The sequence below is a fragment of the Tepidanaerobacter acetatoxydans Re1 genome (assembly GCF_000328765.2).
Taxonomy (GTDB): Bacteria; Bacillota; Thermosediminibacteria; order Thermosediminibacterales; family Tepidanaerobacteraceae; genus Tepidanaerobacter; species Tepidanaerobacter acetatoxydans.
This window is the reverse complement of record NC_019954.2, coordinates 1,558,172-1,580,675: the sequence shown is the minus strand read 5'-3', so window position 1 is coordinate 1,580,675 and position 22,504 is coordinate 1,558,172. Positions and strand designations below refer to the sequence as shown.

General features: G+C 36.9%; 24 protein-coding genes and 1 pseudogene. 21 read left to right on the top strand and 4 right to left on the bottom strand.

Annotated features, from left to right (window positions below):
• Positions 1-375: 375 nt before the first annotated feature.
• Both TEPIRE1_RS07730 and TEPIRE1_RS14245 read right to left on the bottom strand, forming a co-directional pair.
• Positions 376-834, bottom strand: a complete 459-nt coding sequence (locus TEPIRE1_RS07730) for an ISAs1 family transposase (protein ID WP_269450244.1) — start codon at positions 832-834, stop codon at positions 376-378.
• Positions 835-975, bottom strand: a pseudogene (locus TEPIRE1_RS14245) (transposase family protein); the annotation flags it as partial.
• 373 nt (positions 976-1,348) lie between these two features.
• Between TEPIRE1_RS14245 and TEPIRE1_RS14500 the strand changes: the two are divergent.
• Positions 1,349-1,582 (top strand): IS3 family transposase, encoded by a 234-nt coding sequence (locus TEPIRE1_RS14500; protein ID WP_197537086.1) that lies wholly within the window; start codon positions 1,349-1,351, stop codon positions 1,580-1,582.
• Positions 1,583-2,259: 677 nt separating this feature from the next.
• Here the strand turns inward: TEPIRE1_RS14500 and TEPIRE1_RS07720 are convergent.
• Both TEPIRE1_RS07720 and TEPIRE1_RS07715 read right to left on the bottom strand, forming a co-directional pair.
• The gene (locus tag TEPIRE1_RS07720) at positions 2,260-3,033 is read right to left on the bottom strand and encodes a DUF4367 domain-containing protein (RefSeq protein ID WP_013778614.1); all 774 of its coding nucleotides are present in this window, start codon (positions 3,031-3,033) and stop codon (positions 2,260-2,262) included.
• Positions 3,030-3,611: an RNA polymerase sigma factor gene (locus TEPIRE1_RS07715; RefSeq protein ID WP_013778613.1), complete on the bottom strand. Its 582-nt coding sequence runs from the start codon at positions 3,609-3,611 to the stop codon at positions 3,030-3,032. Before TEPIRE1_RS07715 ends, TEPIRE1_RS07720 begins: the two co-directional genes overlap by 4 nt.
• Positions 3,612-3,882: 271 nt before the next feature.
• On the opposite strand from TEPIRE1_RS07715, the gene TEPIRE1_RS07710 reads away from it, so the two are divergent.
• From TEPIRE1_RS07710 to TEPIRE1_RS07620, 20 genes are all read left to right on the top strand, one after another.
• Positions 3,883-4,269, top strand: coding sequence for a NusG domain II-containing protein (locus TEPIRE1_RS07710; protein WP_013778612.1), 387 nt, complete (start codon positions 3,883-3,885; stop codon positions 4,267-4,269).
• Between the two features lie 18 nt (positions 4,270-4,287).
• The gene (locus tag TEPIRE1_RS07705; protein WP_013778611.1) at positions 4,288-4,803 is read left to right on the top strand and encodes a Gx transporter family protein; all 516 of its coding nucleotides are present in this window, start codon (positions 4,288-4,290) and stop codon (positions 4,801-4,803) included.
• A gap of 16 nt (positions 4,804-4,819) precedes the next feature.
• Positions 4,820-5,068, top strand: coding sequence for a DUF4321 domain-containing protein (locus TEPIRE1_RS07700; protein WP_013778610.1), 249 nt, complete (start codon positions 4,820-4,822; stop codon positions 5,066-5,068).
• Between the two features lie 16 nt (positions 5,069-5,084).
• Positions 5,085-5,663, top strand: a complete 579-nt coding sequence (locus tag TEPIRE1_RS07695; RefSeq protein WP_013778609.1) for a Maf family protein — start codon at positions 5,085-5,087, stop codon at positions 5,661-5,663.
• Between the two features lie 18 nt (positions 5,664-5,681).
• Positions 5,682-6,377 carry a RadC family protein gene (gene radC, locus TEPIRE1_RS07690; protein WP_013778608.1) on the top strand — a complete coding sequence of 232 codons (696 nt, stop codon included), beginning with the start codon at positions 5,682-5,684 and terminating at the stop codon, positions 6,375-6,377.
• A 55-nt stretch (positions 6,378-6,432) separates the two neighbouring features.
• Entirely contained in the window at positions 6,433-7,464 is a 1,032-nt protein-coding gene (locus TEPIRE1_RS07685) for a rod shape-determining protein (protein WP_013778607.1), read from the top strand.
• Between the two features lie 5 nt (positions 7,465-7,469).
• On the top strand, positions 7,470-8,321 hold the full coding sequence (gene mreC / locus TEPIRE1_RS07680) for a rod shape-determining protein MreC (protein ID WP_013778606.1): 852 nt from the start codon (positions 7,470-7,472) through the stop codon (positions 8,319-8,321).
• Complete coding sequence (gene mreD, locus TEPIRE1_RS07675) at positions 8,318-8,821, top strand: rod shape-determining protein MreD (protein ID WP_013778605.1); 504 nt, start codon at positions 8,318-8,320, stop codon at positions 8,819-8,821. Before mreC ends, mreD begins: the two co-directional genes overlap by 4 nt.
• A gap of 18 nt (positions 8,822-8,839) precedes the next feature.
• Positions 8,840-10,912 carry a penicillin-binding protein 2 gene (gene mrdA, locus TEPIRE1_RS07670; protein WP_013778604.1) on the top strand — a complete coding sequence of 691 codons (2,073 nt, stop codon included), beginning with the start codon at positions 8,840-8,842 and terminating at the stop codon, positions 10,910-10,912.
• A gap of 104 nt (positions 10,913-11,016) precedes the next feature.
• Entirely contained in the window at positions 11,017-11,616 is a 600-nt protein-coding gene (gene minC / locus TEPIRE1_RS07665; protein WP_013778603.1) for a septum site-determining protein MinC, read from the top strand.
• A 39-nt stretch (positions 11,617-11,655) separates the two neighbouring features.
• Positions 11,656-12,468, top strand: coding sequence for a septum site-determining protein MinD (gene minD, locus TEPIRE1_RS07660; RefSeq protein WP_013778602.1), 813 nt, complete (start codon positions 11,656-11,658; stop codon positions 12,466-12,468).
• An 18-nt stretch (positions 12,469-12,486) separates the two neighbouring features.
• Positions 12,487-12,768 carry a cell division topological specificity factor MinE gene (minE, locus tag TEPIRE1_RS07655; protein WP_013778601.1) on the top strand — a complete coding sequence of 94 codons (282 nt, stop codon included), beginning with the start codon at positions 12,487-12,489 and terminating at the stop codon, positions 12,766-12,768.
• A gap of 13 nt (positions 12,769-12,781) precedes the next feature.
• On the top strand, positions 12,782-14,551 hold the full coding sequence (locus TEPIRE1_RS07650; protein ID WP_013778600.1) for a cell division protein FtsA: 1,770 nt from the start codon (positions 12,782-12,784) through the stop codon (positions 14,549-14,551).
• Between the two features lie 71 nt (positions 14,552-14,622).
• On the top strand, positions 14,623-15,720 hold the full coding sequence (gene rodA, locus TEPIRE1_RS07645; protein WP_013778599.1) for a rod shape-determining protein RodA: 1,098 nt from the start codon (positions 14,623-14,625) through the stop codon (positions 15,718-15,720).
• 190 nt (positions 15,721-15,910) lie between these two features.
• On the top strand, positions 15,911-16,072 hold the full coding sequence (locus tag TEPIRE1_RS14495; protein ID WP_081460138.1) for a DUF5050 domain-containing protein: 162 nt from the start codon (positions 15,911-15,913) through the stop codon (positions 16,070-16,072).
• Between the two features lie 558 nt (positions 16,073-16,630).
• Entirely contained in the window at positions 16,631-17,317 is a 687-nt protein-coding gene (locus TEPIRE1_RS07640; protein WP_013778598.1) for a M23 family metallopeptidase, read from the top strand.
• Entirely contained in the window at positions 17,298-18,161 is an 864-nt protein-coding gene (locus tag TEPIRE1_RS07635; RefSeq protein ID WP_013778597.1) for a site-2 protease family protein, read from the top strand. The genes TEPIRE1_RS07640 and TEPIRE1_RS07635 overlap by 20 nt, the downstream gene beginning before the upstream one ends.
• A 104-nt stretch (positions 18,162-18,265) precedes the next feature.
• Complete coding sequence (locus TEPIRE1_RS07630; RefSeq protein WP_414929848.1) at positions 18,266-20,062, top strand: TIGR03960 family B12-binding radical SAM protein; 1,797 nt, start codon at positions 18,266-18,268, stop codon at positions 20,060-20,062.
• Positions 20,040-20,714: a TIGR03936 family radical SAM-associated protein gene (locus tag TEPIRE1_RS07625; RefSeq protein WP_013778595.1), complete on the top strand. Its 675-nt coding sequence runs from the start codon at positions 20,040-20,042 to the stop codon at positions 20,712-20,714. The genes TEPIRE1_RS07630 and TEPIRE1_RS07625 overlap by 23 nt, the downstream gene beginning before the upstream one ends.
• Before the next feature lie 79 nt (positions 20,715-20,793).
• Positions 20,794-22,485 (top strand): Rne/Rng family ribonuclease, encoded by a 1,692-nt coding sequence (locus TEPIRE1_RS07620; RefSeq protein ID WP_013778594.1) that lies wholly within the window; start codon positions 20,794-20,796, stop codon positions 22,483-22,485.
• Positions 22,486-22,504: the final 19 nt, after the last annotated feature.

Here is a 22,504-nt window from a genome sequence, read left to right as displayed (position 1 = left end):
TGCTTCCTATAGCCCCCACGGCAAACGCATGAAAAATTATTCTCACACAACAATCCTAAAAGGATTTTTAAAAAAATGCCATTGCGGCAAAAAATATGAGAGATGCAGTATATTTGTGGTGCTCCAAACTCAATTGATGTGTCTAAAACCATGTTCGGAGCTTTTATATATTGGAATTATTTGATCTAAAAACCAAGCAGTCCTTAAATAAGGATATGCCCAGTAATTTAATCAGCACTTATACAAGATAATACTTTTTCAAGGTAACTTAAACTCCCTGATGCTTTAAAACGTTTAGCCTTCAAGCTTCTTCTCTTTTTTGACTTTTCCAGTTTGAGAATGTTTACTGCAAATTTATGTAACACTGAAAGGTTTTCAGGTGCATTGTCTTTTCTTACTCTTGTTGAATCTTCGTTGAATGTAACATCTAAGGACCAGTGCATACTTTCTATGCCCCAATGTTTTTTCTGCATTTGCAAATTTTGTGGCATCAGGTTCTATGTTACATAGGTAATATCTTGTTTCACATGTTTTTTTACCGTTTTGTTCGCTGTAATATTTGACCATACCTATGGAGGTGAGTTTCTTCCATTCTTTTCTTGCATCCAGCCAGCAAATATTGGATGCGATGTAGTAAGTTCTTCGTTCTATACGGCCATGACCTTTATCATAATTTTGATATGTATTTATACCATATTTCTTTTGATATTTTTTGTCTTCAGCTTCCTTGGAAAATTCTTCGATTTCTTTATGAAGTAATGGGTGGTTACCTTTTAAGGCTAGCACATAATCGCCTTTGTTTATTATGTTTGCTATTAGCTGTGTCCATTCCATGAAGCACTTCATGAATATTTTGGAGTTTATTTGTTTGAATACCCGCTCAATTGTATCATGGGAAGGTACGCCATTGGTTAATGGTATATATTTTTTAAACCACTCTATATGGTCTTCGGCAAATATTTGCATGCATTCCCAATCGTCTGCACCTTAAGCGGTTGCTACTATGGCTATAAATATGATGTCAATCAGTGAATGTAGTAATTTACTTTGCTGGCGTATATCGGGTATGCGATTTAGTATTTTTATTAGTTTTGTTGAGTTGTTTTCCATCTTCTTTACCTTGTTTCCCTTATTGTATGAAGTGAATTTTCTAATACTATAATACACTAGTTTAAGGAAAAGTACAAGGTATTTTTTACTAATTTGAAGGTTTTTTTTGTAAATTTTTTATTGATATTTTTTCTTGGTTAATATTTTACCATTTTATGTCTTCATGCGTTTGCCGTGTTCCTTTCCCTTAGTCGAGTAAGCAAGCCATACATTCGAGAATTATTTATCTTCCAAGGGTATTGTTCATTCCTTTAGTAGAAAAAGCAACACTTATGACAATGCCTGCATTGTATTCTTCCATTCAGTATTAAAAAAGGAAAAAATTAACAATTATAAATACTATGATTTCAATGCTACCCAGAAAGCAATCTTCGAATATATCGAATCTTGGTACAATAGAAAAAGGATTTACAGTGCCATCAATTACATGACTCCACAGGCAGTATATAAGGCTGTGCTTGCGACGGTATAAATAATTAAACTATTTTGTATCTATCCTATTGACACGGGTCTAATTGTAAGACCTTACTTGTATCCTTTTTAAAAAGACAGATTCTTATAAAATAGAAGCAGATTTCCATGAAGAAGTTTATAAATTAGTATTGTTTTCGAATATTTTATTTAAACGGAAAACCCATCAAATTCAACAGTGATTTACAAATAATGTATTGCCTTTTTTGGCATGCAAACGAAATAGATGTAAACTGTGAAATAAATAATAGTCATGGACCAGTTGATTTTAAAACACCCGGAGGTCCCGTGAATATTACTCTTGTTGAATTCAAGCTGGAATGTAATAGCAAGTTTAAAAATAACCTTGCAAAACAGTGCAAAACAGATTGATATCTATGAGAAAGCAAGCTGCACTGAGCGTACTATCAAGGTAATTCTGTTCTTTATAGATTCTGAATATATCAAGGTATTGGCTATACTTAACGAATTGGGTTTACGAGGGTTTGACGATATTGTTTTAAGTAGATGCAAAAGGTAACAAGCCATCTGTATTGAAAGTAACCAAAGAGAAAAAGGCCGGTCGTATACAAGCTTTATGCCTATATGCGACTGGTCTTCTCTTTTGCCACACTTGAACCGATTGCTTTAGTTATTTCCTCAAATTCCTAATTGAAAACTGCTTACGGTTCCCTTTTTTTATTTTATAGATCGAGCTACTTTTAGGGCGTCTTTTTCGCTCAAATCGGTTTTGAGGTTGAATTCAATATCATCTATGCACCATAATATGTGGATTTGATTTTGGCCCGTATAAGGGTTATTTTGTGTTATTAGCGTTGCTTCGGTACCATTTATATTCACTTTTTTTACTTTAGAAGATGAAAAATAATAACTTGATGCAAACCCTCCTGAAAAATAATGCTGTTCTATTACAAGTCTGTTTTTATCTGAGCGGTAGTATTGATTAACTCTAAATTCATTTAAAACCGTAATAATATCGAGGCTTACACCTTTTGGCAGGTAAGAAGGCATTATAAAATTGAATGCGGCCTCAGAGCGAGCCTGTTCTAATGTCACTACTTTTTCTCCGGTATCTAGCGGCCAATCCGGAGGTGGCAAAGGTGCATCAGAGTCAGGTAAAGTATTTTTGCTTATTGAAACATTGACCGAACCGGTTGTTTCCGGTGACGAAAAAAAGTCAACCACAGTTTTTAAGATGTTGCTGTTTATAGCGATTGCTGGTTGGTTAGATATAAAAAGCCCAATAAACAATACAGAAATTACAAAGCAAGCAATCGCTTTTGAAGTAGAAAATCTTTGATGTAAACTGCTTCTTCTAATAGTTTTTGCCGTTTGTCGGTCTGAAGATATTTTTTCCCATATGTGTTGCGGAGGAGGAACAATGACATTTTCTGCATCCTCCTGAAATATTTCTTGTATTAAACTTTCAAGATTCAGTTCGTTAGGTTTCATTGTAAGCTTTCCTCCTTGCCAAGACTATTATTTTCATCTTGCAGGGAAATCTTCAATTGATTTAATGCCCTAAACAGCCTGGATTTAACGGTGCCCACAGGCAAGTCGAGTGCATCTGCAATTTCTTGACTGGTAAGATTTAAAAAGTATTTCATTACTATTACCTGCCGGTAGATGGGGTTTAAATCATAAATAGCTCTCTTTATACAGGATTTAAGCTCATTCTTTTCTAATTCATTTTCCGGTAATAATTGAGGTAGGGAGTTTACATAATTATCCTGGGAGAATTGAGCAAAATCTTCTACTACGGTGAAATGCTGTCTTTTACGCATAATATCGATGGCACAGCGAGCTGCGATGGTTTTTATCCAAGAGCCGAACTTATTGAATTCCCTCAAAGTGTCAAGTTTTTGAAAGGCTTTGCAAAAAGCTTCTTGAGTTGCATCTTCAGCAAGAGAAAAATCTTGTGTGATAAAATATGAGGTTTTATATACATCCGAATAAAACAATTCAAATAATACTTGAAAAGCATTGCTGTCTTTATTTTTTGACCGTTTAATCGCAGTAAGAAGCTTCATTTGTCATAAAGTCCTTTCAAAAGAAATGACGTAATTAATAATGAAAAGGTTTCATCTCATACATATTAGTATACTATAAAAAACTAGATTATGGCAGAAAAAATATTTAATTGGTTTGTTACTTGAATTTTGGCTGAGCCAAGCAGAATTCTATTTTTTAACATAATTTAGCTCGCCTCTCAATTGCTTTTATAGCCAATTTTTCCACTTGTTTTGGATGGAATAAAATGTTACACTAAACATATATGAATTCAAGCAAGCAGGGATTAGTTTGATTACAAAAGGTGATAAATTACTAATTATTTTTGTATTGATGCTGGCATTTATAATCTTTACAGGTTTTCAGATATATGGTTTTACTGATGATAAAACTTATGTTTTAATCGAAATTGACGGGAAACTATATCAAAAGATTTCTTTAGGAGAAAATGGTCCAAACCTTAGATTAACTATCCCGGTAGCTCATGGTAAAAGCATAGTGGAAATTAACCGGAATAAAGTCCGGATGCAGTATTCAGATTGCCCCGACAGAGATTGCGTGAGGCAGGGCTGGATAAGTCGCCCGGGGCAGATGATTGTATGTCTTCCTAATAAGTTAGTCTTAAAAATAGAAGGCAGTAAACCGGCTAAAGATGAAGTCGATGCAGTAAGCTTTTAGGCTAAAGGATGAATCAACATGCAAAAACACAGTAAGATGTCATTTCTCTCACTTCTTGTAGCTTTTGGTATTATAATACACATTATTGAAGATATGCTACCAGTACCTTTCCCGATACCAGGGGCAAAGTTAGGTCTTGCTAATATAATATCACTTTTAACCATCATATTTTATGGGTTAAAGGAAGGGCTTATTGTTTGTGTACTGCGGTGCATTATTGCAGCATTGTTGGCAGGATCTCTTTCAAGCTTGCTTTATAGTCTGTCCGGAGCAATTTTAAGCACCATGGTTATGGCGTTTACCTACCATCATTTTAAGGATACATTTAGTCTGGTAGGAATAAGCATTTTAGGGGCAGTTACCCACAATTTTGTCCAAGTGACCATGGCGAGCATTGTTCTTTCTACTTTTGGACTTTATGTTTACTTGCCATACTTGATGGTAATAGGCCTTTGCACCGGTCTGTTCACAGGCTTGACTTCTCATTTCGCAAAGCAAAATCTTTTTACATTCTTTACCAAAACTAATTTTTAGGAGAGGACAAATAAAAATGAGACGAAATTACCATAGTCCTGCAATATTGGTTATAATACTAATAGTGGGTTTGTTAGTTGGAGGTGCTTTAGGCCAAGCCTTAGGCGGTTTTGCTCCAATTTTAAGCAAGGGTATGAATATAGGTTTAGCTACGACTAAGCTGAACTTAGGCATTATAAGTGTTACATTTGGTATTGATATAAGTTTTAATTTGGCTGCTGCCTTAGGACTTATTATAGCTATTCTTTTGTATCAGCGTATGTAGTGGAGGAATGTAGACTATGCATGAAAGCATAATTTTAGCTTCAGCCTCTCCGCGAAGACAACAACTTTTAACACAGATAGGTTTGGATTTTTTTGTTGAGCCGAGCTGCATAGACGAAAATCTTAATTGTAAAATTGATTTTGGTCATTCAGTAGCTGAGATGGCTTTTCAGAAAGCCGCAGCTGTTGCAGAAAAACATGAAAAAGGTCTGGTGCTTGGCGCTGATACTATAGTAGTTTTGGGCAGGGAAGTCCTTGGTAAACCAGCTACTTTACAGGAAGCAGAGGAGATGCTGGGACGTTTAAGCGGCTGCTGGCATCGAGTTTTTACTGGCCTTGCATTGATAGATGCAGCTACAAACCATTGCTTAAAAGAATTTGAAGAAAGTCAAGTTAAATTTAAAAACCTAAGCAGCTCAGAGATACAAAACTATGTAGAAACCGGTGAACCGTTGGATAAGGCAGGAGCTTATGCAATACAAGGAAAAGGTGCATTGCTTGTTGAAAAAATTGATGGTGATTATTATAATATCGTAGGATTGCCGCTATTTAAATTAAACGCAATGCTTATCCGTTTTGGCATAAAAATACTCTGATTTAGGGGGTTGCGACTGTTGGGTAGCGACATCTTGATAAAGGATTTGCCGATTGAAGAACGCCCACGAGAACGCCTGCAAAAATATGGAGCTCAAGCTTTAAGTGATGCGGAGCTTCTAGCGGTATTGATAAGGACCGGAACCAGGTCAGAATCTGCACTGGTTCTTGCTCAGCGCATACTAAAAGGTGATATAGGCAAGAGCGGGCTTGCTTACGTGGTGGATTCAAGTGTAGAAGAACTTTCAAAGATAAAAGGCATAGGCACAGCTAAGGCTGTACAAATAAAAGCAGCTGTGGAGCTTGGTAGGAGGATAGCTTCGTATAACCAGCGTAAGCAAGTTATCATAAAAAGCCCTCTGGATGTAAAGGATCTTCTTATGGAAGAAATGAGATTTCTAGAGAAGGAATATTTTAAAACAATTTTACTAAATGTAAAAAATCATGTTATTTCCATCGAAGATATTTCGATAGGAAGTTTAAATTCTTCCATAGTTCACCCGCGAGAGGTTTTTAAACCGGCTATTAGGAGAAGTAGTGCTTCTATACTGTTGGTTCATAACCATCCAAGCGGGGATACGACACCAAGCAGAGAGGATATTGAAGTTACCGAAAGGTTGGTTGAAGCAGGTAAAATTTTAGGCATAAATGTTTTGGACCATATTATAATTGGTAGTGACTCAATTATAAGTCTTAAAGAAAAAAATCTTATGTAAAAATCTATGACTATAATTCGGCAAAAAAGCTGATGCACTAGAAAGGGGAAAATTAATGAGATTTTTTAATATATTTTCAAATGACTTAGGAATTGATTTAGGTTCGGCTAATACTTTGGTGCATGTTAAAGGAAAGGGTATTGTTCTTAAAGAACCTTCTGTTGTTGCGGTTCAGCGAGATAATGGATCTATTTTAGCTGTTGGCGAAGAAGCCAAGCTGATGATAGGGCGTACTCCGGGCAACATAGTGGCAATAAGACCTATGAGAGATGGTGTCATAGCTGATTTTGACGTGACTGAAAACATGCTAAAGTACTTTATATCAAGGGCGTTAAAGAGCAAACATTTTATTAAACCCAGAGTTGTTGTGGGAGTTCCTTCGGGAGTGACTGAAGTTGAAAAAAGAGCGGTAATCGATGCTACTCTTCAGGCAGGAGCAAGAGAGGCCTATTTAATTGAAGAACCAATGGCAGCAGCTATAGGAGCAGGTCTTGAAGTTTATGAACCGGCTGGAAATATGGTGGTGGATATAGGAGGCGGTACTACCGAAGTTGCGATTATTTCACTGGGGGGTATTGTTACCAGCAAATCAATTCGTGTTGGCGGCGATGAGATGGATGAAGCCATTGTCTATTATATCAAGAAAGAATATAACCTTATGATCGGCGAGCGTACTGCAGAACAAATAAAGATTACGATTGGTTCTGCAGCACTAGATATAGATATCGAATCTATGGATATACGGGGTCGTGATTTGGTTACCGGTTTACCGAAGACTATTTCTGTAACCGCCGAAGAGATTAACAGTGCTCTGGCAGAACCGGTAAATAATATTGTAGATGCGATTAAGGTAACACTCGAGAAGACGCCGCCGGAGTTAGCGGCCGATATTATGGACAGAGGTATCGTTATGACCGGTGGAGGTTCGCTGCTAACGGGTTTAGATAGTAGAGTAAACAGTGAAACAGGAATGCCGGTGCATATTGCTGAAGAGCCAATGAATTGTGTAGCAATGGGAACAGGTAAGGTTTTAGAGGAATTAGATATTTTAAAGCGTGTATTAATTTCACCTAAAAAAGTAGGCTGAAGGTTGTGGTGTTATTGCAGCGCCTTTTAAAAAACCGAAAATGGTTAATTCTGGTTTTGCTTTTAATTATCTCAATAATGATTGTGGATATAACATCGAATAGAGAAACTGTCTTTAAAAATTTTGAAATTCCGGTGATAACTGCCTTAAGTCCTGCACAAAAAATCTTGTCAAAAATAGGTTTCGATATAAAAGACAAGTTGAATACCATACCACAGATTTTTTATCTTAAAGAAGAGAATGAGGCTCTAAAACAACAGGTGGCAGAACTTTTACAGTATAAGCAAAATCTTTTGGAATATCAGCGAGAAAACACAGATTTGCGCAATCTTTTAGGATTGAAAGATAAAAATCTGCAATATGATCTTGAGGCAGCGGAAGTTATAGCAAGAGATACGGGTAATTGGTTTAATGTTATTTTAATTGATAAGGGTGAGAAACAAGGCTTAAAAAAAGATATGGCTGTTATTACCAATGAAGGTCTGGTTGGCAGTATAATAAGCACTACTGCCAATACATCCAAGGTAATGTTAATTACCGATGAGCGTAGTTCTGTTAGTGCAATGCTACAAAGGACCAGAGATAACGGAATCATTAAAGGAAGCATTGATACAGCACCTAGGGGTTACCTAAAAATGGACTTTTTATCTCAGGATGCCAACTTAGTAAAGGGAGATATAGTTATTTCTTCGGGCTTGGGAGGTTTGGTGCCTAAGGGTATTGTTATAGGGGAAGTTGTGGAAACCGAAAAAGAATCTTATGAATTAATGCAATATGCTATAGTTAAACCCGCTGTAGATTTTCTCAAACTTGAGCGAGTTTTTGTGATTAAGGGTGAAAAGGAGGCCGATCAATGAGGACTATTGTATATGTTTTAGTATTAGGTGTTCTCGTATTGGTTCAGACAACCCTTTCAAATTTTATTGGAATTTTCGGAGTGAAACCAGACCTGCCGCTGGTTTTTGCTTTGTGTATGGCGATGGTCAAGAATGAAAAAGCGGGAGCACTGACGGGATTAATGAACGGTTTTTTAGATGATATTCTCTTTGGAAGATTTTTAGGTCTTAATACTATAGCAAAGTCTATTGCAGGATATGTTGTTGGGCTTGGTTCGCGAAATCTTTACAAGGGTAGAGTCGTTATTACTATGGTACTTGTATTCACCGGCTCTGTGATATTTAATTTTGTTTTTATGACAATTGCTTTTTTGACAGGCGAGCTCATTCATCCGTGGCGAAATTTTTTGCCTATCACGGTAGCATCGTCATTAATAAACATGTTTGTATCACCTTTGATTTATATTGGAACTTATAGGATGGAACGATTCTTTGATTATTATTTCGATATAAAATATTAATAGCCTTGAGGGATTTGTATGGATGTAAAAAAACTCCAAAAACGATTGAATGTCCTATTAGGGATTGTAGTTTTAATTTTTGTTGTATTAACAATAAGCTTATTAACTCTGCAAATAGTCAAAGGAAATGAATATGAAAAACTTGCGGAGGAGAACAGGATAAGGCTTATTCCTATAACAGCACCAAGGGGAGTTTTTAAGGATCGATATGGTAGAGAATTAGTTAATAACCGACCTAGTTTTACAGTGTCATATATGAGCGTAAAAACGGAAGAGTCTGAACAGGAAGAAGTGTTCGAAATTCTCAGAAACATCCTAGAAATTCCTCATTATACAGAAATCTCAAATCAAACCTATACTGTAGACAAGGATAAAAAAATTATTTTGAGTAAATTGCCGATAGCCGATAGGAATGGGAACGGCGAAGTCGATATTGCTGATATATCTATTACAGATAGCAGTACAGGCAAGCAGGTTTTGCCAAGTAAAGTAGATTTTGCTACAGGCACTGTTACGATTAACCAGCCGCCGAATACACAGGTAATGGTTTCATATAATTATGATACGTTAAAGAATAAGCTGCAAAGTCAAGATTATAAACCGGTTAGACTTAAGACTGATGTGGATTTTCAGACAGTAGCAGAAATTGAAGAACGTCGTCTTCCCGGCGTTGTTATAGAGGTAGAACCTTTGCGAAATTATATTTATGGGAGCATGGGCTCGCATGTTTTTGGTTATGTGGGAGAAATAAGTCAAGAAGAGCTAGATACTGCAAAGGATAACGGGTATCGTCCGGGAGACCTTATAGGTAAAATGGGATTGGAAAAGGTATTAGAATCTTATTTAAAAGGTACTGACGGCGGCCAGCAGGTGGAGGTTACTGCTTCCGGAAAGCTTATAAAAGTATTAGGTCAAAAGGAGCCGATTCCCGGCAATTCGATAAATCTAACACTAGATATAAAACTTCAGCAAATTGCTGAAAATAAGTTAAGAGAGCAATTAATAAAATTACAGACTGATAAGTACAAGCCTTTTCCCAATGCAAAAAGAGGTGCTGTAGTTGCTATTAACATAAAAACCGGTGAAGTCTTGGCGATGGCAAGTGTCCCGGATTTCGATCCGAATATGTTTGCCCGTGGGATAACTCAAAAAGAATGGGAGGAAATATCAAAAAATCCGCTCAATCCGATGGTCAATCTTGCCATTAGCGGGACGTTTCCGCCGGGGTCAATTTTTAAGATGGTTACAGCAACTGCTGCACTAGAAGAAAAAGTAACTAACGAGCGTGAGCTTATTAGAGATACCGGGGTTTATTGGACTATTTTGCCGAAAAAGTGTTGGAAAGCAGGAGGCCATGGCTTAGTAAACATTGAAAAGGCCATTGCTGAATCGTGCAATATTTATTTTTATGAAATGGGGCGTCGATTGGGCATAGATAATATTGAAAAATATGCAAAAATGTATGGGCTTGGAGACATTACAGGAATCGAGTTGCCCAATGAGAAAGCTGGAACTGTAGCAAGCCGTGAATATAAGAAGAATACTTTTAGCAGTTCCCAAGATAAAATATGGTATCCTGCCGAAACACTAGATGCAGCCATAGGGCAAGGTTATCATAGTTTTACACCGATACAAATTGCAGATTATATTGCAGCTATTGCAAATGAAGGAATATGGATGAAGCCTCATTTAATAAAGTCAATAGTTGATGCTGATGGTAATGTTGTTCTTGAAAAAAACCCGGAAATTGGTGGCAGACTAGATATTTCCGACAAGACATATGAAATAATAAAAAATGGTATGAAAGGTGCTACATTGTCTGGTGGTACAGCCTACGGAGTTTTTGCGGATTTTCCAATTTCTGTAGCGGGGAAAACCGGAACCGCCGAGTGGGATGTGAGTAAAGACCCGCATGGATGGTTTGTGGCATTTGCTCCTTATGAGGATCCGGAAATTGCAGTAGCAGTGTTTATAGAGCAAGCCGGTTCAGGTGGAACTACGGGAGGACCTGTTGCAAGAGCTATTTTTGAAGAATATTTTCATCTAACCAATGAAAACGATAACAGCGAAGATTATCTTGTTCAACCTTAACCGGAATCTTTACAGATTCTGGTTTTTTTATCATCAAAAGAAGGATTTACTTGATTTATGAAGAATAAAATACTTTGTAGTGGTGCTGCTTGGAGGGAGTTAGTATGACGAACGAGTCTGTAATAATTAAAGGTACAAAGGAAGGTATAACTATCATACTCGATGAAATTTCGAGCTTTGAAGATGTGAAAAAAGCTATTTACGAGAAACTTCAACGTAGTCGGAACTTTTTTTCAGGAGGCAAGGTTAGTATAAAAATTAAAAACGGCTTTTTAAGTAAAGATGAATATGATAAGTTACAGCATATCTTTACAGATTTTGGGATGAGCTTGCAGGAGGCAAGTTCTCCGAAAACCCTGATATTTCCAAAACCAAACAGGAATAGAGTATTACTGCTTAAAAAAACTGTGCGATCGGGGCAAAAAATTACTTATAAGGGAACTATAGTCATCTTGGGCGATGCCAATCCAGGCAGTGAGATAGTTGCCGCCGGCGATATTCTGGTTATGGGGACTCTTCGCGGGATGGCTCATGCTGGGGCACAGGGAGATACTACTGCTATAGTAGCTGCATTTGCCTTAAAACCGACTCAATTAAGAATTGCTGAAGTTATTTCAAGACCTCCGGAAGAGAAGGAAAATCTACCATCGTTTCCGGAAATAGCACGCTTAAAAGATAATGTAATAGTAATAGAACCCTTATAATGCCCCAAGATAATTACAAAAGCAAACAGGAGGGATAATATGGGCGAAGTAATAGTAATCACATCCGGCAAAGGCGGAGTGGGAAAAACCACAACAACTGCAAATATTGGAACCGGTCTTGCTTTATACAAGCAAAAAAAGGTAGTAATGTTAGATGCCGATATAGGTTTAAGAAATCTTGACGTGGTAATGGGCCTGGAAAACCGTATAGTTTACGACCTTGTAGATGTAGCAAACGGTATGTGCCGTTTGAAGCAAGCACTTATAAAGGATAAGCGCTTTGAAAACCTATATCTTATGCCGGCAGCTCAAACCAAAGATAAGACAGCTATAACGCCGACTCAGATGAAAAAATTATGTGAAGAGTTAAAACGCGATTACGACTATATATTAATCGACTGCCCCGCAGGTATAGAACAGGGATTTAAGAATGCCATCGCCGGAGCCGATAGAGCACTCATTGTCACTACGCCTGAAGTTTCTGCCGTAAGAGATGCTGATAGAATAGTAGGCCTTTTAGAGGCTGCCGGCTTTGAAGAGCCTAAACTAATCATTAATAGACTAAGGCCGGATATGGTAAAACGCGGAGATATGATGGATATTGATGATATGATAGATGTTTTGGCTATTGAGCTACTTGGAGTTATACCGGAAGATGAGAAAATTGTAATATCTACCAACAGAGGTGAACCGGCAGTTGTTGATGAATCATCAAAAGCAGGCCAAGCCTACAGAAATATGATTCGACGTTTAGAGGGTGAGGAAATCCCTTTGATGAAAATAGAAAACGTAGAGCCCAACTTTATGGATAAATTACGTGTGTTTTTCGGGTTAAAAGCTCGGGCAAAATAAAAAAGGGAGGAGAATTTAGTGGATTTTTTAAAAATTTTCGGCAGAGAGGATGTTTCGAGTAAGGATATAGCCAAAGAACGATTAAGGTTAATCCTTGTGCACGATCGTGCTAATGTATCACCGAAATTTCTTGAGATGATAAAGAGCCAACTTATAGATATGATTTCAGATTATATGGAAATTGATGAAAGTGGTCTCGAGGTAAAATTAACTCGTATGGAAAAAGATGAAGATGTAACAGTTCCGGCATTAGTAGCAAATATTCCTATAAAGAAAGTGAAGCACTTGGCCAAGATTTAAAGGAGGAAGTTGTTTGAATAAAGTCGGACAGGAAGTTTTCGCTTTGGACATCGGCACCAGAACTGTAGCAGGTTTGGTTGTAAGCAAGCAAGGCAAAACTTATAAAATCCTTGCACATAAAGTTCTTGAACATGAAAGCCGTGTTATGTATGATGGCCAAATCCATGACATTGAAGCTGTAGCCAAAAGCGTAAGGTCGATTAAGGAAGATATTGAAAAAAAACTTAATAAAAAATTAGAGAAAGCCGCAGTTGCTGCAGCGGGCAGAGCGCTTTATACGGTTGAAGCCGAAACTGAAAGAAAGATTTCTCCTTTTATGGAAGTAACCGAAGAAGATATTCGAAGTTTAGAAACAGAAGCTCTGTCAAAAGCGATTAAATCTTTAGCCGAAAAAAATAAACAAGGAGATTTTGACAATTATTACTGTGTGGGTTTTAGTCCTATCAAATGGTTTTTAGAGGATGAATCTTTAGAAAATTTACTGGGCCAAAAGGGCAGTAGCATATCGGTTAAGATTGTAGCTACTTTTCTTCCTCGTACTGTTGTTGAAAGCTTACTTACGGTTCTTAACAGATGCGATTTAGGTCTTGAAAGCTTAACTTTAGAGCCTATTGCTGCAGGTGATATTGTGGTTCTTCCCGGTATGCGTAAACTTAATATTGCACTGGTAGATATAGGTGCAGGAACGTCAGATATTGCTATATCTCGTGATGGCAGTATATTTGCTTATGGAATGGTTCCTATGGCCGGTGATGAAATTACGGAAAAAATCTGTGAAGAGTTTTTATTAAACTTTGATGAGGGCGAAAGAGTAAAACGTGAGTTGTCTTTACATGAAACTGTGAAATTTATGGATATTCTTGGGAATACAGAGGAATTTCGCACTAAAAAAATAACAGAAACCATAGGTCCAATCATAAACGAACTTTCGACCAAGATAGCACGGAAAATATTAGAACTCAATGGTAAAACACCTGCTGCTGTTTTAATGATCGGCGGTGGCAGCCTTATGCCGGGTTTACCGGAGTCTTTAGCTGCGCACCTAGAAATACCTAAAGAACGGGTTGGAGTCAAAGGTCGTGAAGGGTTAACTGATATACAGGGCTGCGAAGATTTTACAGGCCCTTTTTCAGTAACTCCTATAGGTATAGCCATAAACTCACTCAAAGGCGCTCACTTGTCCTCCTACAAGGTGTATATAAATGAAAAGCCAATAAATATTTTAGCACAAGACAATCCTACGGTTTTGAATGCATTACTTTATGCAGGGAAATCATCTGCAGAAATTTTTGGGCGACCGGGGCTTGCCAAGACTTTTAAACTAAATGGAAAGCTTAAAATAGTAAAAGGTGAGATGGCAAAGCCTGCTATTGTTACAATGAATGGCAAAAATGTTGATTTAAACGAACCGATTAAAGATGGTGCGGTTATAAGCTTTCTAGCTGCGAAGGACGGAAAGGCAGGGTCTTCTAAGATAAAGGAGTATATATCTGAAGAAGACAAAATTTCTCTAAAAATAAACGGACGCAATTTTATCATAGATCCTGTTATAAAAGTTTCCGGGCGTACAATGTCGCCTGAAGAGGAAATACCCGATGACGCCTTAATAACCATAGAACCGAGAGATATGATTTTAAGTGATGTTTTTAGTATTATATCATTTAAGCCCGAAGGTATGGCAGGTAAGCTGGTTATGAAAATAAACGGCATTGATGCCGGCTTTGCCGATCCAATAAAACATAATGATGAAATAGAAATTTATTGGGAAAACTTAACAAGATGATTTTATAAAAGAGTTTTTATGGATGTGAGGTTTTATGATATAATGGTTAACGGGTGTAGGGGGCCATCAACATGGATCGAAAATTGTTAAAAAATATAGAGTATCCTATTTTAATTGCCATTATTTTACTAACCATAATAAGTGTTTTAATGATAAGCAGTGCAACGCATGCCATGAGCTCCGGAGGTAGTTTCAGTACAGCTCGTAAGCAGCTTATTTGGTTTGGCATCGGATTAGCAGCTATGGTATTTGTCATTTCAATAGATTATCATTCTTTCGCTAATTGGGCTAATATTATATATATTATTAATTTTCTACTATTAATTTTTGTATTATTTATTGGGGAAGAAGGCGGAGGAGCTCAGCGATGGCTTGATATTGGCTCTTTTAGATTGCAACCTTCGGAATTTGCCAAATTAGCCGTTATAATTACTCTGGCGAAGCATCTTGAAAAAAAGAAGTCTTTAAGCAGCTTGCAAGATTTATTGTCAGTAGGACTGCATATGATACCCGTAATGCTGCTTATAGCGAAACAGCCGGATTTAGGGACATCATTGGTTCTATTGGCAATGGTTCTAGGCATGCTGTTTATCGCGGGCCTTAGCTATAAACTTTTGGCCGGTATTATGACAGCAGGCATTTTTTCCTTACCTATAGTTTGGTTGTTTTTAAAACCTTACCAAAAAGACCGAATTTTAGTTTTTATAAATCCATATCTAGATCCCTTGGGAAAAGGATACCATGTTATACAATCTAAAATTGCAATTGGTTCAGGCAAGTTATTTGGGAAGGGCCTTTATCAGGGAACCCAGAATCAACTGAATTTTCTTCCGGTAAAACATACGGATTTTATTTTTGCCGTTTTAGGTGAAGAGTTAGGTTTTATAGGTGGTATAACGCTTTTCATATTATATTTTATACTGCTTTACTATTCGTTAAGGGTAGCATTTAAGGCTCGAGATCTTTTAGGAACTTATATAGTTGTAGGCGTAGTTTCAATGTGGGCATTTCAGATCTTAATCAACATTGGCATGAACATGGGTATAATGCCGGTAACCGGTATACCGCTGCCATTTATGAGCTATGGAGGAAGTTCTTTTTTAATGAATATGATTGCCGCCGGACTTGTAATCAATGTTGGAATGCGCCGGCAGAAAATCCTATTTTAAAGTTGCAGTAGAGGTGATAAGAGAAGGTTTCCTGTCACCTCATTTTGCAATAAAAAACTAATTAATCTCAGGAACAAATCTTAAAATATCAGGTGAAGTGTTCAGATAACAATAAGTCATATCAATACAATATAAGAAAGAAAGAAAATACGCAAACTTGAAACCGATTTAAATCTCAACAGATTAAACAATTTACAAAATACGCACGGATGGCAGTAGTATAACAAAGATATGTGATGATTATCCGTGGTTTATTAATGTTGTTGACAATTGGATATATTATTTAAATATGAATGAATATAAATCTTATAGAATTCACACTGACGGTAGTAAGAGACAACTTGTGGACTAGTTGAGAAAGAAAATTTAATAGTATAAGGAGTTCTTTAATAACAGTATTGCAGAAGAAGTAAGCGTTAAAGCTACTATCGACTTTTGCACTGTCAAAATGGTAATAAAGCCTTCTAAGTCATTGATACAAATGACTTAGAAGGCTTTATGTGTTTATGGATGTATAACTACGCTATAATTCGTCTCATTTTTCAACCATATGAGTGCTTCTTGTGCTTTTTTAATAATTGCGTAGTCATTGTTGAATTCTCTTTAGGCTGTATTCATCCGATCTTCTTCATCTAAGCCTTAAATGTAGATTTTGACTAAATCAAGGTCTGTAACTTCTCTATTGATTTCTTGCGGTTATGTTTATCCTTTTCGTCTTATCCACAGACCGAATGAAAAGCATGTTGTCATCTAAGACGATTTTTTTGTAATAAATGAGCTTTACGGAAAATAGATATATATAACAAGACCTCTATAAAGAACATTAAAATCACAAAACCGTTTGCTATTCATATTTAAGAGAAAATGCAAACTTTACCATAAAAAATGGGAGAATAAGGGGGTGCCTTTTATGTACTACTATGAACAGCCTTCCGAAAAAAAATGGCTGGGGCCTGAAAATCTAAAAAAAATTGCAATCTGCATTTTAATTGTAATATTAGTGTTATGTATGAAGAAAATAAATATTCCAGTAACCAAAACGGCTCTTGCAAAAATAGGGTATTTTATTTCGGATTATTCATATGAGTTTAAGGATTTAGCGGAAGTCGCAAATAATATTTCCCAGGTATCAAAAAGTATTCCGGTAATAGGGCAAAAGAAACAAGAACTGTTACCGATGCCGGTGGATGGAGAAGTATCTTCGGAATATGGCATGCGACTTCACCCGATATTAAAAGAGCAGCGCATGCATAATGGCATAGACATAGTTCAAAAAGAGGGAATCCCTGTAAAATCAGTGCTCGATGGTGTGGTTTTTTCGGTAGGTCAAGACAAAGAGATGGGAAATATGGTTAGAATACGTCACGACAATAATTTGGTAACGGTTTATGCTCATTTAAAGGATGTCTATGTAAAGGAACAGGAAGAAGTAAAACAGGGATTTATTATAGGAACTGTTGGCAAGACGGGCCTTGCAGAGACTCCTCACCTGCATTTTGAAATCTGGCATAATGACAAAGCTGAAGATCCAAAAAAATGGCTAAATATGTTAGATGAAGATGCTCAGGAGGAGTTAAATGAATTTAAGAGTCTCTAATTTAAGAATAAGTATAAGCTTTTTTTTTATTATAATTGTTGTCCTTGCCGTGTTAGCAGGCTTGTATACTGAAGTATTGGCTGCGTTACTGGCTTTGGGAATACATGAATATGCACATATATTTGTAGGATGCAGGCTTGGTATTGTAATTCATGAAATTGAAATATTGCCATTTGGCGGTCGCATAAGGTCAAGCTTAGACGAGGCTACCTTGGAGAAGGAAATGCTTATGGTTATGGCTGGCCCGCTTGCAAACTTTACAATGGCAGGTTTAATTCTTTTTTTATTAACTCAAGCTTTTATAACGCCAAACACAGCTCGACAATTTATACATTATCAATTAATGCTGGGAATGTTTAATATGCTTCCCGCTCTTCCCCTCGACGGTGGAAGAATTTTTGCATTATGGCTTAGACAGCGCTTTGCCTTTACATTATCAATACGTATTGCTTCAAGAGCGGGAAAAATACTTGCGTATTCGATGTTGATCTTAGCTTTAATAGGTCTTGCTTTTAAAAGGTTATTTTTAAGCTTTTTTGTTGCAGGGATTTTTTTATTACAACAGACTTCAAAAGAAGAAAAAAATGCACACTTTATTTTTATGAAGCACTTAGCAGGAAAAAAGGAGAAGATTAGTAAGAACAAATATATGCCCGGAGAAATTATGGTGGTTAATGAAGATACTCCGGCAAAAAAGATACTATATTCATTTGCGCCACAAAAGTACTTTGTTGTATATGTACTGGATGAGAATATGAAGATTAAAAAAAGTTTAACAGAAACAGAAATATTTGATAAAGTAGTCGAAAAAGGATTAGACTTAATGATGAAAGACCTGATATAATAAATAAGTGGAGTTTTACACCATCAAGCATAGGAGGCACTTCATTGACCATAGAGAAACTATTGGAAAAACTTTTACCACAGGTTTCAAAACCAACTCGCTATATGGGAAACGAATATAATAGTATAAAAAAAGATAAAGATAATATAAAAGTTCATGTGGCATTGGCATTTCCCGATGTCTACGAAGTGGGTATGTCGCACTTAGGTATAAAAATTTTATATCATCTTCTTAATCAATATCCTGACATTTATGCTGAAAGGGTTTTTGCTCCTTGGGTTGATTTTGAGGGTTTAATGCGAAAAGAAGGTATTTTGCTGTTCAGTCTGGAAAGCAAAACTGCAGTTGCTGAATTTGATTTTTTAGGCTTTACCCTGCAGTATGAAATGAGTTACACAAATATATTAAATATGCTGGAACTGTCAGGAATACCTATTTTTTCAAATGAAAGAAGGGAAGGTCATCCTTTTGTAATAGCTGGCGGACCTTGCACTTATAATCCAGAACCATTATCGGATATCGTGGATTTTTTTGTTATAGGAGAAGCTGAGGAAGTTATTGTAGAGATTATGGATTTATATAAAAGCTTTAAAGAAAGAGGTGAAAGCAGACAGCGGTTTTTAGAAGAGGTTGCCAGAATTTCCGGAGTGTATGTGCCATCTTTATATCATGTATCATATAATGATGATGGAACCATGAAAAGCATCTTACCAAAGCAAGCAGATATTCCTAGAAGGATACAAAAGCGGCTGATAAAAGATCTGGACAATGTTTATTACCCCACAAATTTTGTGGTGCCTTATATGGATATCGTGCACGACCGAGCTGTACTGGAGATTTTCCGTGGTTGTACCAGAGGATGCCGTTTCTGTCAAGCCGGAATGATTTATAGGCCGGTAAGGGAAAAGTCAGTAGTTCGCCTAGAGAAACTAGCAAAAGACATCATTGCATCAACGGGCTATGGAGAATTATCCTTAGCATCACTGAGCACCAGTGACTATTCTAAATTAAAACAGCTTACTGAAATATTGACTGATGAATTTCGCCAAAGTCGAGTAAGCTTATCCCTGCCTTCGCTTAGAATTGATGCTTTTTCACTTGAACTTGCTAAGAAGGTCCAAGAAATCAAAAAATCCGGTCTTACATTTGCACCGGAAGCCGGAACGCAAAGGCTTAGGGATGTAATAAATAAAGGTGTTACAGCACAAGACCTTCTGACATCAGTTAAAGATGCTTTTTCTTCAGGTTGGAAAACGGTTAAGCTATATTTTATGATTGGCCTTCCTACTGAAACTTATGAAGATATAGAAGGAATAGCAAATCTTGCTTTTGCTGTTGTGGATGTATACAAAAAAGTCTATGGCAATACAAGAGGTTTGAAAGTTAATGTCAGTACATCTACTTTTGTTCCTAAACCATTTACGCCATTTCAGTGGGAATCACAGATAACACTTTCGGAAATCGAGGAAAGGCAAAGGCTACTAAGGAGTATGCTCAGGAAAAACAAAAATATATCCTATAGTTGGCATGATGGCAAGTTGAGTTTCCTTGAGGCTGTTTTTTCAAGGGGAGATCGTAGATTGGGCCAAGTTTTAAAAATCGCCCATGATAAAGGATGTAAATTCGATGGATGGAATGATATGTTTTCGTTTGAAAAATGGATGTCTGCCTTTAATGAATCAGGGATATGTCCGGAATTTTATGCTTATCGCAAAAGGTCTAAGGATGAACTTTGCCCGTGGGATATTATAGACCCCGGTATTGATAAGAAGTTTTTATTGAGAGAATTAGAAAAATCCCAAAAAGCAGAAATTACACCTGACTGTAGGATAAGATGTCATGCTTGCGGGGTAAGTAAGCTGAAAGCCGGTGGTTTTTGTGAAACTAAGAATGAAATTTAATAAGGGTCGTCCTGTAATGTTCATATCTCATTTGGATATGATAAGGACTTTCGAACGAAGCTTCAGACGTGCTGATTTGCCTTTGGCATTTACGCAAGGGTTCAATCCAAGGCCTAGAATATCTTTTACTCCGGCTTTGTCTGTGGGTATTACCAGCAGCAGTGAATATATGGATGTGGAGTTTGAGGAAACCGTTTCACCTGAAGATGCGGTTACCCGACTAAATGCGGTCTTGCCAGAAGGCATTCAAATAATAAAAGCTGAAACCGCCGATAATAAAATACCTCTTTCCGTAGTAAATGCTGCCACATACATGGTCAAGACGGCTTTAGATGAGGAAAATCCGGATGAACTAGAAAAAGCTATCAACAACCTTTTAAACAGAGAAGAGATTATTATTGAAAAATCCACTAAATCTGGTGCCAAATCGGTGAATATTGCTCCATTTATCTATAATATGAAATTATTAAGCAATACTAATGGCACTGCAGATATTTGCATGGAAGTTTCGATTGGTCAGCAAGGCAGTGCGTCACCAAAACTGATAATCTTTGAATTAGAAAAACTTCTTGCAAAAAAACTTGAAATAGTAAGCACTCACAGGGAGGAAATTTTTTACTTAAATGAGAATAATAAGATTCTTCCACTTTGATTTAGCGGAATATCTGAGCCTCCAGATCTTTGATAAGTCCGCTTTAATTTTGGAGGAGATTTGAGGAGCTGAAGATTTTATGTCAAAAGAGATTTTGGCAGATGTTGCTCGGGACCAAATTCGAATTGGGGTTTTAGAAGACCGACAACTAGTAGAATATTATGTAGAAAAGACTTATGATGAAAGGATAACAGGAAATATCTATAAAGGTAAGGTAGCAAATGTACTCCCGGGTATGCAAGCTGCCTTTGTGGATATAGGTTTAGGCAAAAATGCATTTTTATATGTAGGTGATTTGAATTCTTATAATCTTGGCTTTGAAGATGCGGATGCAATTGGTGATTTAAAAAAAGCACCGATAAAAGATATATTACATGTTGGCCAAGAGGTTTTAGTTCAGGTTGTAAAAGAGCCTATCGGCACTAAAGGAGCCAGGGTATCTACCAATATAACACTGCCTGGCAGATACCTGGTCCTTATGCCGACCGTTGATTATATAGGGATTTCTCGAAGAATTGAGAATGAAGAAGAACGCCAACGCTTAAAATCCCTAGCAGAGGAAATACAGCCACATAATATGGGAATAATTGTAAGAACGGCGGCGGAAGGTGAAGATATAGAGAATCTAAAATCCGATATGGAGTATTTAAAACGCCTTTGGAATAATATACAAATGAAACAGAAGAATGGGAAGGTTCCTCGGCTGATATATAAAGATATGGATCTGCTTACTCGCATGGTAAGGGATGTATTTACACCGGAAGTAAATAAGTTTTATGTAAATACATCATATGGATATGAGAAAGTATTAGAAGCTGCTTCATTGATATCACATTCCCTGAAAGATCGTGTAAGTCTGTATATGGGTCAGGAAGATATTTTTGAGTATTTTAACATAGAATCAGAGGTCGAAAGGGCCTTGGAAAGAAAGGTTTGGCTGAAATCCGGCGGTTATATCGTTATAGATCATACAGAGGCTCTAACTGCTATAGACGTAAATACGGGCAAATTTGTCGGCAGTATAAACTTGGAAGATACAGTAGTTAAAACCAATTTAGAAGCAGCAAAAGAGATTGCAAAACAGCTAAGATTGCGGGATATAGGTGGAATAATAATTATAGATTTTATCGATATGGACTCACAAGAACATCAAAAGATGGTTATAGATGCTTTGGAAATTGAGTTAAAAAAGGATAGAACTAAAGCACATGTATTAGGGATTACAAATTTAGGTTTGGTAGAAATGACGCGGAAAAAAGTTCGTCAAAGTTTGCACGAAGTCCTAGAAAAAGTGTGCCCTTATTGTGACGGTAGAGGCAGGATATTATCTGAGGAAACAATGGCTAAAAAAGTCGAACAAGAAATATCTAGAATATTCAGAACTCGAAAAGGTGAGGCGATTCTTATAGAAGTACACCCATCAGTGGCAGCGGTAGTTATAGGTGCTGGCGGAACAAGACTAAGTCAATTAGAGCAGCGTTACGGGAAATATATTTTCATTAAAGGCAAGGATGATCTACATCCTGAAGAAATCCGAATTAAGGCAGTTGGAAGCAGGGTTAAACTGGAGAATTTTGCTATGCCTGTAAGAGAAGGTCAGATAATAGATGTGATTATAGAAGATAGGCATATAACCAATCACAATGATGGCATAGCCAGAGTAGACGGCTATGTAATCAATGTGGAGGAAGGTGCTGCTCTTTTAGGTGCAAAAGCAAAAGTTCAAATAAATAAGACTTACAGAACTTATGCAAAGGCGAGGCTGATATAAAAAACCTTAGCAAAACAGG